13 protein-coding genes and 1 riboswitch are annotated in these 12,864 nt (G+C 34.0%); of the genes, 6 read left to right on the top strand and 7 right to left on the bottom strand.

Features of this window, described 5'->3' with window-relative positions; genetic code table 11:
• Positions 1-47 precede the first annotated feature (47 nt).
• Together BWZ20_RS14215 and BWZ20_RS14210 are read right to left on the bottom strand one after the other, a co-directional pair.
• Complete coding sequence (locus tag BWZ20_RS14215) at positions 48-1,313, bottom strand: glycosyltransferase (protein ID WP_076620908.1); 1,266 nt, start codon at positions 1,311-1,313, stop codon at positions 48-50.
• 128 nt (positions 1,314-1,441) lie between these two features.
• Positions 1,442-1,921 (bottom strand): heme-binding domain-containing protein, encoded by a 480-nt coding sequence (locus tag BWZ20_RS14210; RefSeq protein WP_076620906.1) that lies wholly within the window; start codon positions 1,919-1,921, stop codon positions 1,442-1,444.
• 42 nt (positions 1,922-1,963) lie between these two features.
• On the opposite strand from BWZ20_RS14210, the gene BWZ20_RS14205 reads away from it, so the two are divergent.
• The 3 genes from BWZ20_RS14205 to BWZ20_RS14195 all read left to right on the top strand — a co-directional run bounded on the left by BWZ20_RS14205 (position 1,964) and on the right by BWZ20_RS14195 (position 4,216).
• Positions 1,964-2,527: an adenylosuccinate lyase gene (locus BWZ20_RS14205; RefSeq protein ID WP_076620904.1), complete on the top strand. Its 564-nt coding sequence runs from the start codon at positions 1,964-1,966 to the stop codon at positions 2,525-2,527.
• Between the two features lie 117 nt (positions 2,528-2,644).
• Complete coding sequence (purB, locus tag BWZ20_RS14200) at positions 2,645-3,988, top strand: adenylosuccinate lyase (protein WP_076620902.1); 1,344 nt, start codon at positions 2,645-2,647, stop codon at positions 3,986-3,988.
• Complete coding sequence (locus tag BWZ20_RS14195; RefSeq protein ID WP_076620900.1) at positions 3,989-4,216, top strand: hypothetical protein; 228 nt, start codon at positions 3,989-3,991, stop codon at positions 4,214-4,216.
• 20 nt (positions 4,217-4,236) lie between these two features.
• Here BWZ20_RS14195 and BWZ20_RS14190 read toward each other — a convergent pair whose 3' ends face one another.
• The 4 genes from BWZ20_RS14190 to BWZ20_RS14175 are packed head-to-tail and all read right to left on the bottom strand — an operon-like array spanning position 4,237 to position 6,374.
• Entirely contained in the window at positions 4,237-4,782 is a 546-nt protein-coding gene (locus tag BWZ20_RS14190; protein ID WP_076620898.1) for a DUF4252 domain-containing protein, read from the bottom strand.
• 6 nt (positions 4,783-4,788) lie between these two features.
• Complete coding sequence (locus BWZ20_RS14185) at positions 4,789-5,364, bottom strand: DUF4252 domain-containing protein (RefSeq protein ID WP_076620896.1); 576 nt, start codon at positions 5,362-5,364, stop codon at positions 4,789-4,791.
• A gap of 19 nt (positions 5,365-5,383) precedes the next feature.
• Positions 5,384-5,878, bottom strand: a complete 495-nt coding sequence (locus tag BWZ20_RS14180) for a hypothetical protein (RefSeq protein ID WP_076620894.1) — start codon at positions 5,876-5,878, stop codon at positions 5,384-5,386.
• Complete coding sequence (locus BWZ20_RS14175) at positions 5,865-6,374, bottom strand: RNA polymerase sigma factor (RefSeq protein WP_076620891.1); 510 nt, start codon at positions 6,372-6,374, stop codon at positions 5,865-5,867. The genes BWZ20_RS14180 and BWZ20_RS14175 overlap by 14 nt, the downstream gene beginning before the upstream one ends.
• A 187-nt stretch (positions 6,375-6,561) precedes the next feature.
• Here BWZ20_RS14175 and BWZ20_RS14170 point away from each other — a divergent pair, with 187 nt between their 5' ends.
• Positions 6,562-8,016 (top strand): S41 family peptidase, encoded by a 1,455-nt coding sequence (locus tag BWZ20_RS14170; protein WP_076620889.1) that lies wholly within the window; start codon positions 6,562-6,564, stop codon positions 8,014-8,016.
• A gap of 36 nt (positions 8,017-8,052) precedes the next feature.
• Here BWZ20_RS14170 and BWZ20_RS14165 read toward each other — a convergent pair whose 3' ends face one another.
• Positions 8,053-9,984 carry a TonB-dependent receptor plug domain-containing protein gene (locus tag BWZ20_RS14165; RefSeq protein WP_076620886.1) on the bottom strand — a complete coding sequence of 644 codons (1,932 nt, stop codon included), beginning with the start codon at positions 9,982-9,984 and terminating at the stop codon, positions 8,053-8,055.
• 100 nt (positions 9,985-10,084) lie between these two features.
• Positions 10,085-10,347, bottom strand: a riboswitch (cobalamin riboswitch).
• Between the two features lie 286 nt (positions 10,348-10,633).
• Between BWZ20_RS14165 and BWZ20_RS14160 the strand changes: the two genes are divergently transcribed.
• Together BWZ20_RS14160 and BWZ20_RS14155 are read left to right on the top strand one after the other, a co-directional pair.
• Complete coding sequence (locus BWZ20_RS14160) at positions 10,634-11,791, top strand: ABC transporter substrate-binding protein (protein ID WP_076620883.1); 1,158 nt, start codon at positions 10,634-10,636, stop codon at positions 11,789-11,791.
• 36 nt (positions 11,792-11,827) lie between these two features.
• A complete protein-coding gene (locus tag BWZ20_RS14155) occupies positions 11,828-12,820 on the top strand; it encodes a FecCD family ABC transporter permease (protein WP_410529703.1) in 993 nt (330 codons plus the stop codon).
• The last annotated feature ends 44 nt before the right edge of the window (positions 12,821-12,864 follow it).

Genomic DNA, 12,864 nt, shown 5'->3' with positions numbered 1-12,864 from the left:
GATATAAACGATTGAAACGGATTCATATCCCAAGCGATAACGAAACCTCATCTATTCTTCTCGGCAATCCACTTACTCAAATACTTGGTACTTTGCAAAGTTTGGTGTTGTAGGATGTTACCAATAAAATTTTTTTGACGATGGGTTTTTAAATCTGTTCTTAACTCTTCTATTTTTTGTGCAATCTCATCCTTAAAGTTAGATTTATCAAAACGATGATTCAAAACCTTAAAACCGTTTTGTTGTTTGTCTTTCCAAACTTCTGCTTTGGTATATAGCTCTACTGCTTTTTGTGCAAAAGCTTCTGGATCATCTGTAATGAATCCATTTACACTGCGACTGCGCTCAGTGTGACACTCATCTTTACACCTATTATCAAACATACCTTCAGCTGCAATGCTAGACATAACAGAAGGCGTACCATTTTGCATGGCATCTATGAGTTTTCCTTTTAGTCCTGCACCAAAACGCAATGGAGCTAAACATACCTTTGCTTGCTGCATTACATCGCTTACACACTCTGCAAACCCTTTTATTAAAAAACCATCTTTTTCTTTATGTAGTTGCGTTACTTTTTGCGATTCGTAAGCACCATAAATATGCAACTCAGCATTTGGCAATTGCGGTCTTATTAATGGCCAAATGGATTGTTTTAGATACAACACTGCATCATAATTTGGTGGATGCAAAAAATTACCAATGGTAATAAAATGTTGGCGTTCTTCAAAAGTTGGTAAATTGTTTATCCTTTCTTCTTCTATTGGTTCTAACAAAAATGGCAGATAATGGAGTAAACGTTCATCAATCTTAAACTGTTGGGTTAAAATGTCTATTTCAGCTTCAGAGATTATTAAGCTTAAATCGCAACGATAAATACTAGCTATTTCGCGTTTTGTGGTATCGTTTTGCAAATGCTCAACCGTAACCTCAACACCTTCTTTTAAAGCGTGTTCCCTAGCCTTTCGTAAGCCATGAAAATCTTCAGTATCCAAAACACGCAAAGCATTTGGGCATTGTTCAGCCACACGCCAGCCATATTGCTCTTCTACCATAAACCGATCAAAAAGCACAACATCTGGTTGCAGTTGGCTAATAAAGTCATCAAAAGATGCATCATTCAATAGTATGCTTTGTGTTCTTACATCGAGTAGAGATAAATCGTAAGTATTATCAGAAGTTTTGGCAGCAGAGGCAAAAGTAATTTCAAAATCCTGATTAAGAAATTGCTCTATGAGTTGCAGCATTCTACTACCAGCGGCAGAACTTTTGGGCTCTGGCCAAACAAAGCCAATGATTAGTAATTTATTTTTCATTAAATGTTCAAAGATAATGTGTCATTGCGAGCATAAGCGTGGCAATCTGTTGAAGTAATAATTAAAAATAAAGAGATTGTCACGTCCTTCGTCCTCACAATGACAGTCTAGCTTTTATATATTCTCTTCTATTGCGGATCTTTTAAAAATGCATACTTAATTCTTGCCATTTTCACCCACTCTTCTATGGCTTCAATTTGTTCTTTGCTAAGTTTCGCATCGCTATGCGTCCAGGTATAGCTTGGTAATGGCATGTGTCCTTCTTCTACCTCCTCGGCCAACTCTTCGAGTTTGTGATCTTTTTTCTTGTCTGAATAGTCGGTCCATTTAGATACGTTAAAGTGCTTTTTGCCGTCTTTTACATGATCTGCCAACCAATAATTTACTGGCGTAATAGCATTATACCAAGGATAGTTTGTATGGTCGCTATGGCAATCGAAACACGCATTCTCTAGAATGGTATGGACATCTTCAGGTGGATTTGTATCTGCAATAAAGGCATCAACCGAAACGATATCTCCTTCATTTTTTTCTGGTCCAAAAAACTGAGCAATCACCAATACAACTAACAAAACAAGACCTATTCTTTTAAGCGATTTTCGTATCATGGTTTTTTTACTAATTTAGAAGCGTTAAAAATAAGAAACGTTTTGACAAAAGCACAACTTTATAAGGAATTAAATTACGTTAATCACTCTCGCGAAAAGCGATTACATTTTGCTAAACTAGTTTTAAACCAGCCCGAATTGGTGCAACCACTTATAGAAATTTTGTTTGATGTAGATGATAAAATTTCGTGTAGAGCAGCATGGGTGTTTGAATTTATGTGTGGTGAAAATCTTGAAGCTATCATTCCTTATTTAGACATCTTTACAAAAAACATTTCTAAAATACACCTAGATTCTGCAGTACGACCAATGGCTAAAATCTGTGAATATCTAATAACTGCTTACTACGGAAAACATGACACAAAGATAAAACATCATTTAAGCGAATCTCACAAAGAAAAAATTATTGAAGCTTGTTTTGATTGGATGATTAATGACGAAAAAATTGCACCTAAAGCCTATTCTATGAATTCGCTTTATTTACTGGGTACCGAATATGATTGGATTCACCAAGAATTGACAATTATTCTAGAACGCGATTTTCAGATGCAAAGCTCGGGTTTTAAAGCCAGAGCAAGGCATATCCTGAAAAAAATCAATAAATAAGTAATAAGGAAAAAGTGTGAAGTATTTTGGTTCTATTTCTTTCAAACTTTACACTACTTACTCTACACTTTTCAACTTACTTCACTATCTTTGATGCTTCTTAAAAAACCAACTTAAATGGCACTTACAGCACTTAGCGCAATTTCACCAATAGATGGCAGATACAGATCTAAAGTAGAGGCTTTAGGCAATTATTTTTCTGAAGAAGCTTTAATAAAATATCGTGTTTTTGTAGAAATTGAATACTTTATTGCACTATGCGAATTGCCTTTACCACAACTAAAATCTGTTTCATCTAGTACTTTTGAAAATTTAAGAGCCATCTATAAAAACTTTACACCAGTTGATGCTGCTGCCATAAAAGAGATTGAAAAAGTAACTAACCACGATGTAAAAGCAGTTGAGTATTTTATAAAGGAAAAGTTTGATGCTCTTGGCTTATCTGAGCATAAAGAATTTATTCACTTTGGGTTAACGTCCCAAGATATTAATAATACTGCAATTCCACTTAGTATTAAGGAAGCAATGAACGATGTTTATGTTCCTGAGTACTTAAGCTTACTCAAAAAAATTGAAGACTTAGCCGAAGAATGGAAAGCTGTGCCAATGCTGGCAAGAACACATGGTCAACCTGCTTCACCAACACGCTTAGGGAAAGAGATTGATGTTTTTGCAGTTAGATTAAAAGAACAGTTTAACCTATTAAATGACGTACCTAGTGCAGCCAAATTTGGAGGAGCAACTGGCAATTTTAATGCACACAAGGTTGCTTATCCTAACGTAGACTGGAAAGCTTTTGGAACCGAATTTGTACAAGAAAAGTTAGGTTTACAACACTCGTTCCCAACAACCCAAATTGAGCATTATGACCATATGGCTGCGTTGTTTGATGCCTTAAAACGTATTAATACCATTATCATAGATTTAGATAGAGATATCTGGACATATGTATCCATGGATTATTTTAAACAAAAGATTAAAAAAGGAGAAGTTGGTAGCTCTGCGATGCCACATAAAGTAAACCCGATTGATTTTGAAAACAGTGAGGGTAACTTGGGCATTGCCAATGCCATTTTTGAACATCTTGCGGCGAAGCTACCGATATCTAGAATGCAGCGTGATCTAACAGACAGTACGGTTTTAAGAAATGCTGGTGTACCTTTTGGCCATACTATAATTGGTTTTAAATCGACTTTGAAAGGACTGGGCAAATTACTTCTAAATGCCTCTAAATTTGAACAAGACTTAGAAAACAATTGGGCAGTTGTTGCTGAAGCTATTCAAACGATACTGCGTCGTGAGGGTTACCCAAACCCATATGAAGCTTTAAAAGGGCTAACAAGAACCAATGAAGCAATTAATAAAAAATCAATTTCTGAATTTATTGATACTTTAGAGGTTTCAGATGCTATTAAATCTGAATTAAAAACAATAACACCAAGCAACTACACTGGTATATAAATGAGACTTTTTCCGATAAACAAAAATTCTATAGCACTAATAATCATTGCCATAATTACAATTGGTTTTTTTACTGCCGGAATGTTTGAGGTGCTGGAATATTTTATTATTAAAGCCTTATTATTTTCGCTTTTTGGTGGATTATTAATTATTGCTTTTTGGCACGCTCTAAAAAATGATGCCAAAAAAAATAGTCCTGAAGACAAACTCCAGGACGATTCTCATTAACATTTTAAATATCTGTCAGTTTATTTAAAAAAGTCTGTTATACCTTTAAGATTTGCGTTTTCAAAATCCATATCCTTTAAGACCGATTGAAGGGACATTAATTTGCCAGCATTCATATCATCACCAAGTACTCTTGCTACCATAAAGCCTTTGTCTTTTGCGTTTCCAAATAGAATTAGTTCGTCAACATGGTCTACCTCACCTATAAACTTTACCATAAAACGACCGTCTGTACTGTTACCACCTCTCATTAACTCTTCGTATTTTGGATTTTTTAGAATGGTTTTAACTTTTGCTAGTTCTAACTCGTACTCCTCTATATTTGTGGCATCTATTCTATAAGCTAAAACATTGAGCTTATCTATAGACTCATAAGCCTCCTTTTGTTCTTTAGTAAGTTTAACTTCTTCTAAATTTAGCAAACTAACTGGCGCATCTACAGAAAAGAAACCTGTTTTGGGTTCACTATCTACAAAATAGGTTTGCAACGTTGGCTCTTGGTTGCAGCTTGTGTAAGCCACAACCAAAAACAACATTACTATTAATTTTTTGATTGATTGTATCATAATATATTACTCTTTACCTTTTTCGCCTGCCTTTTTTAACTGATCACCACCTGGAATATCCATTTGGCTAGATAATTTTGAAATCTGTCTCAAATCTATATCACCAGTTAAAGTTAAAAGAACAGTTTCTATCTCACGTTTTTTACCGTTTATTTCTATGTCTTGTCCTTCTGTAAGTTCTTTTAGTCCTGAAACGAACATTAGTAACTCTTTAACATGATTTTCATCTTTACCTTCCTTAACATAAAAATTAACTGTTTGCTCTCCATCTTTGATTCTCATCAACTCTTCGAGATCTGAAGATTTTAGATATTTATCAACAGTATTTTTTATATCAGCTGATATTTTTTGGTCTCCAGTTGTAAATACTTTAAGACCTGTAATCTTTTTTACCATTTCCATGAATTCCTTTGCTTCAGGATCATCTACATCTAGATCTATAGTAGCTAACATTCTGAAAGCTTTTTGAGTAACTACGATAGACGTCACGTCTTTCATATCTTCATATTTATCAAAAATACTTTGTGCTCCAGATAACATTGGTGCTAAAATAAGTGCGATTATTACAATTAATTTCTTCATAATTCTTAGTTTGTGTGTTTTACTTGTTTTTAAATATTCTGTTTGTGGCTTTTGAAAACTTTGTTAGCCTACTCGCTTCTTCTAATCCTTGATTGAGATTGTCTGAAATTAGTGTTAATGAATTAAGTTGCTCTTTGCCCTCATTCATTCCTATGGAAACTAAACTTAAAGCTTCCATGGTCTTATTGTAGGTTTCCATGGCTAATTCCTTTTGTTTTATCTCTTCTTCTGAAGGACCAAGAATAGGTGGAACAATAAGACCAAGCATAAGAACTGTAACTGCTGCGACAGAAATCCATTGATACAATTTTGTTCTCTTAGGTTTTAATGGAACGTCTTTGGTATACTGCTCTTGCTGCGTTTGTGAAAAGTATGCAAACATAGGTATATAATGTTCTAAATGCGGTGCAACATTATCACTTGCAAAGTAATCTCTTAGCGTAGCTTCTTCTGCTAAAGTTGTTTCTGCATTATTATACTTTTCTATTAGTTTTTCTATATTATTTAATACCATGTTGATGTGTATTAGTTAATTTTTCTCTTATTGTTTTTCTTGCTCTCGATAGATTGACACGCACTGCGGTCTCATTCATATCTAACATTTTAGCTATCTCTGCATAATCATACTGCTCAACATCTCTTAGTTGTACGATTATTTTTTGTTGTTCGGGCAAATCTTCCATTATACGAGACACCCAGTTGACACTATCTTTAGCTTCAACTTGTTTTTGCAATGACGCATTGTTATCTGTATAATTACTGTGAACAATTTTTAAATTCTGTGCTTGCTTAGATTTTAGTCTGTCCAAACAAAAATTCTTTGTCATTGTCATAGAGAAAGCTTCAACATTATTATAGTTTTCTATCTTCTCTTTATTTTTCCATAATTTCAGCAGTATTTCTTGTGTAGCATCTTCTGCTTCTTCTCGCGACACCAATAAACGCTTGGCTAAACGAAATACTTTATCCTTAAATGGCATTACTAAGCTTACAAAATCTGCCTGCTTCATTACTTTTTTTTGATTGGTGGTTACCTAAGGTATACTTAGGATAAAAAAGGTGTTTTTATAAACCTTCAACATTACGACGACATACATTACAATTTGTTACAAAGTTTTTTTATTTATAATAATGTAAGTAAATTTAGAGTTTTACAGACATAATGTAAAGCATTGCTATCATTAAGAAAAAGACACTATGAAAACCATAAGAAAGAAAATTGCCAAATCATTTATTCTAACCGTTGCATTGTGCTTGGTTATAACAAGCTGTTTTGAAGACCAAGACGATAATGTTGTTGCAAACACGGACATTAAAGATTTTGTTTGGAAAGCCATGAACGCTTATTATCTCTACAATGATAATATTCCTGATTTATCTAATGACAGGTTTGGAATAAATGGTATAGATAATCGCTATGATAAAACTGAAGAATACCAAGAATATCTCGATGGTTTTAATACTCCTGAGGACTTATTTACTACACTAAGATTTGATCCCTTGGATCCGTTTAGTGTTATTGTGCCAAATTACCTTGATGTATTAAACGCTCAGCAAGGCACTATATTAACAAACGGATTAGAATTTAGACTGTTTTTTATTCCAGGAAGCCAAACACAATTATTTGGAGCTATTACTTTAGTTTTAAATAATAGCGTAGCTGATAATTTGGGACTTGTGCGCGGACAAATTTTTAGAGCTGTAGATGGAATTAACTTAACGGTTGATAACAGAATTGAATTATTAAGTCAGAATTCTTATACCCTGAATTTTGCGAATTATAATAGTAATGGTACACCAGAGGTTGATGATGACACTATTGAGTTAAATAACGACAGTGTAACGTTATCTAAAGAAAATTATACTGAAAATCCTGTGCATATTGCAGAAGTTTTAAATTTTTCTGATATCAATGTTGCCTATTTAATGTATAATGGGTTTACGAGTACTTTTGATAGTCAATTAAACGCTGCATTTGCGCAGTTTCAAGCAGAAGGTGCTGAGGAGCTGATCTTAGATTTAAGATACAATAGTGGTGGTAGCATACAAACCGCTGTGCACTTGGCAAGCATGATTACCGGTCAGTTTAATGGCCAAATATTTTCAAAATTATTTTATAACGATAATCAGGCAAATCAGAATAGAGATTACGAATTCACAAATTCACTTTCAAATGGCGCAGGCATTAACAGTCTCAACCTCAATAAAGTATATGTTTTAACCTCTGCCAGCTCTGCTTCTGCCAGCGAGTTGATAATTAATAGTCTTAGGCCATATATTGAGGTAGTACATATTGGGGACAACACAGCTGGCAAAACACAATCTAACCGATTAGTGTTTGACTCTCAAAATTTTGGCAACCAGAATGTAAATGCAGGGCATAATTACGCATTGATTCCTCTTACTGCTAACTCAACAAACGTTAATGAGGTCTTGGTCCCAGCAATAGGTTTAACACCAGATATTCTTTATGTTGAAACACCTGGAGACTTAGGAACTCTCGGGACCTCGTCAGACCCACTTTTAGCGGTTGCCATTGTAGAAATCACGACAGGAGGAAGACCAGCTATAACACCAATAGAGCCAGAATTTAGACCGTTAATTAAACAAATTCAGTTTTCGCCCATTGAAAGTTTAATGTTTGAAGATTAAGTAAAAAAGCCGCTCTGTAAGCGGCTTTTTTATTCTCTATAGTTTTAAATTAAAGCCAAGGTTAACTCCTCTACCTCTAGTACTAAAACCAAATAATTCTTGATAGTCTTCATTAAAGATATTTGTAACATTTGCAAAGAGCGACAGTTTATCTTGTAAGATTATATAGTTTACATTAAAATCTAACAAACCGTAAGATTGTAAGGTAACAACTTCGTTTTCAAACGTTGTATTATTAAAAAAAACGTCTTCACGTTGATCGTTATACTGATAAGATAAACTCGTTTGTATTTGTTCTGACAAGCTGTAGTCTAACCTTGTATTAATTTTAATCTCAGGTATTCTTAGGCTTAAATCCTCATCTAAAGTCGTATATGTTGCATTTAAGTTAATGTCTATATCCTTGGACAGTTTTACCTGTGCAACAAACTCAACACCACTTGCCGTAAATGATTTTTCAATATTTCGGTACTGAAAAACAAAATCTCCTGTATCTACAAAATCAATAAAGTTTTCTTCGTTTCTGTTAAAGTAAACCAAGCTAAATGTTGCCTTGCCTTTTACAGATACTTCCGCTCCCACTTCAATAGTTTGGTTTTCTTCTGGTTCTAGGTCTGCATTTCCAAAGCTTGGCTCAAATAGCTGAAACAGAGATGGTGTAATAAAAGCGGTACTATAACTCGCCAAACCCTTTATGTAACCAAAATCAACATCGAACTTATATGATGGATTTAAACTATATACCAAATGACTCCCGTATTCGCTATGGTTATTTAGCCTTAAACCAGCATTGACGTTTAATCCAAAATCCGAAACATAAACCACATTGGCATACGGATCTGTAATTGTAAATTGTGCAGTTTCTGGGTCAATTGCCTGGCTAAACTCAGTTTCACCAAATGGAATTGAAAAACTTTCCATTTGATTGTCTTGATAATTAAGACCTAAAACAGTGTAAAATTTATCGCTAAAATTATAACGGTTAAAGGCATCGACAATAACACTTTGAGCATTGAACATTGATGGAAAACTCGATTCAATATCACGTTCAACATCATTATAAGCTGCGTTAACAGTAATGCTTCCATTATTGTATTTAAATTCTGGTGATACGCCTATTCTGTATTGTTTAGATATTGATACGTTCTCAGCATCCATCATTCCAAAACTGTCATCAAAATCTGCTTTATAATTATCATAGCTCGCATAGGTATTTAATCTAAAGCTATCACTAAACCTGTAACCAAGTTTTAAATTACCGTTATTGCTATTAAAAGCATCTGACTCATTTCCGTTGGCAATGGCAGAAAGTCCATCGGTAAATTGATGACCAAAACTTGCCAAATAATTAAACTTTCCTAAACTTCCATTTACAGTAACACTATTTCTAAAGTCTTCTAAGGCATAGGCATCTTCATCTGCAGATTGATTAGTACCAAGCGTACTTCTTAAATTAAGGCTAAATGCTTTTTTAGAAGCTTCTTTTAGCTTAATGTTAATTACTGCTGTTGCAGCACCAGTACCATAAAGCGTGCTCGAGGCACCTTTTAAAATTTCGATAGACTCTACTTGATCTGCATTGAGAAAGCGTAGATCGTAATCGTTTGCAATTTGCGACGGATCGGTAACTTGTACTCCATCAATCATAATTAAAACTTGACGATTTCTACCTCCTCGTACCAAATAACTGAGATTTTGCCCTGCATTACTGCGTACACCATTAATTTCTACTCCAGCGGTTCTTCCAATGATTTCGGCTACCGATTGCCCTTGTAATTTCTCTAATGTTTTAGAGGTGATTTTTGTAATAACCTTACCAGAATTTTCTCGTTTTAGCGCAAAGCGAGAATCTGATAATACAACTTCATCTAGTTTTTCTACTTTAACTGAATCCTGTTTAATTTGTGCAGATCCAATTGTGAGCATACCTAAACCAAGTATGCTACAAAACAATTTTGTTTTGTTCATTTAATACATTAATTGCTCGAGAGAACATACAGCGATACTGAGTAAGGATATAAAAAGACCTAGATCTCAATTACCGAGTAAACTTTTATCCCGAAAGTTTGACTTCTTTGTTGAAATTGGCAGGTCTCCTGACTTATCTTTATTATTTCACCTTCCCAAGAATGTCATTGCGAAGTTGACTTTTTTTCAGTCAACTGTGGCAATCTCTCAGTGGTATTGAAGTAAATAATAACCTCTATTTTGAGGTGCCGAAACAACAGTTCGGCATAAACTTACAGTTGCGGGAACAGTTTTGGATTTTCACCAAATTCCCTTTTAATTCATTCAAAAAAATTGAATAAAACCAGATTTCGGCGTAAAAGTAATGTAATCTTAAAAAATGAAAGGTTTATTTGTGGTTTTTCTTATTCATTTTGTAAATGAGATAGATAAAACCCACTAAAAAATGTGCAATTATAATTCCTGCAATAATATATATGGTTAAATTTGAATCGTCTCTCATTATTGAAGTTTTAACAAAACTACAATTAACAAACATATTAATGAGTTACAATAGTTACATATAAAAGCCCATAATGGGCATTTGGAAAACTAGGTTCATTGCTCCTAAAAAAAATTAAATCATAAACTATTGACTAATTTTAAATAGATGAGAAAGTCACTTGTTTTTATTCTATTATTCACATTCCTATTTAATTGTAAGGAAGAAAAGGAATCGTTAAGAACGTTTCCTGATTTGCCAAGCAAAGATCAAAGCAGTTTAATATTAAAATATGCTAAAGGGTTTGCTGTTGAAGATTATTCTACCCACAAAATCTTAACGATTAATAGTCCATGGCCAGAAGCAAAAAAAACATATAAATATCTTATTGCTTCTAAAGAACAGCTCGCAGTAATGACGTTTCCAAGCGATGCTTATGATGGTGTAATTACGGATAACATTACAAAACTGGTTGTAACTTCAACAACTCACATACCAGCATTAGAATTACTAGATGTAGAACAAACATTGGTAGGGTTTCCAGGCACAGATTACATTTCTTCTGAAAAAACAAGAAAACGTATTGACGATGGACTAGTTAGAGAACTTGGTAAAAACGAAGGTATTAATACAGAAGTGTTGTTAGAACTAAACCCAAACGTTGTTATTGGATTTGGCGTAGATGGTGTCAACAAAACTTTTGAAACGATTAAAAAATCTGGTATTCCGGTAATTTATAATGGTGATTGGGTAGAGTATTCAGCACTAGCTAAAGCGGAATGGATAAAGTTTTTTGGAGTGTTGTTCAATAAAGAGAAAAAAGCAGATTCTATTTTTAATACTATTGAAAGTGAGTATTTAGAGGCTAAAAAAATAGCTGCTAATGCAAAAGAACAACCAACAATTTTGAGTGGTGCAATGCATAAAGACGTGTGGTATTTACCAAATGGTTCTAGTCCAGAAGCACAATTTTTAAAAGATGCTAATGTTAATTATTTATGGAGTGACACCTCTGGAAACGGAAGTTTAGCCCTAAGTTTTGAAGTTGTTTTAGAAAAAGCCCAACATGCAGATATTTGGTTAAGTCCATCCTACTATTCTAGCTATAAACAACTTGAAGAAGCCAGTGAGTTATACACCAACTTTGATGCATTTAAGAATAAGTCAATTTATTCGTTTGTTAACACTTCTGGTGCTACGGGTGGCGTTTTATACTATGAATTAGGAACAGCTAGGCCAGATTTGGTCTTAAAAGATCTTATAAAAATATGCCATCCAGATCTCTTACAGAATTACACTCCATATTTTTTTAAACCTCTTAACTAATTGCATAAATCCCAAACATATCAATTTCTGTATGCATTGCTAGTAGTAATACTTATTACCTGCTTTTTTATTAATATTAGTTTAGGTTCTGTAAATATTCCTTTAAGAAGTATAATTGGTAGCCTATTTGGCAATATCGATAACACAACATGGGACGTTATAATTACCAATTACAGGCTACCTAAAGCCATAACATCAATTTTAGTTGGCTCTGGACTTGGAGTTTCAGGATTGTTAATGCAAACCTTATTTAGAAATCCTTTAGCTGGGCCTTTTGTTTTAGGTATTACGTCTGGTGCTAGCTTAGGTGTTGCTTTAATCATTTTAGGCTCTGGTTTATTTGGTGGTTTCTTTGCGACGGCCTTAATTTCAAAATGGAGTATTGTCATTGCTGCCAGTCTTGGTAGTTTTCTGGTATTATTAGCGGTTTTAGCTGTATCGCATAAAGTTAGAGACACCATGGCCATACTTATTATAGGCTTAATGTTTGGAAGCATTACTGCTGCAGTGGTAAGTGTGTTATCGTATTTTAGTTCTGCAGAGCAATTACAACAATACGTGTTTTGGGGTTTTGGTAGCTTAAGTAATCTATCTTGGAAGGAACTCAGCATTTTCTTCTTCATATATCTTGTTGGGATAATTTTGAGTATGATTTCGATAAAGTCATTGAACAGCTTATTACTTGGTGAAAATTATGCCAAAAGTTTAGGTATTAATTTAAAACAAAGTCGGTTTATAATTATACTAGCTACAAGTTTAATTGCAGGAACCATTACGGCATTTGCAGGTCCAATTGCATTTATTGGTTTGGCCATTCCGCATTTAACACGTCAAATTTTTAAAACCTCTAATCACAAAATTCTTTTACCAGCGGTATTTTTGTTTGGTGCAATTACTATGCTTATTTGCGATAGTATAGCGCAAGTTCCAGGTAGTGATTACACCTTACCTATTAATGCCATAACCGCTTTGGTTGGTGCACCTGTTGTGATTTGGTTATTGGTTAGACAACGAAAAATGATGTTTTAGAAAAGTTAGTAGACCTTGCAGGTTTTAAAACCTAGCAGGTCCTT

It is taken from the genome of Winogradskyella sp. J14-2, from assembly GCF_001971725.1.
Lineage (GTDB): Bacteria > Bacteroidota > Bacteroidia > Flavobacteriales > Flavobacteriaceae > Winogradskyella.
Note: the sequence above shows the minus strand (reverse complement) of the source record. Positions and strands in the feature narration are given on the sequence as shown.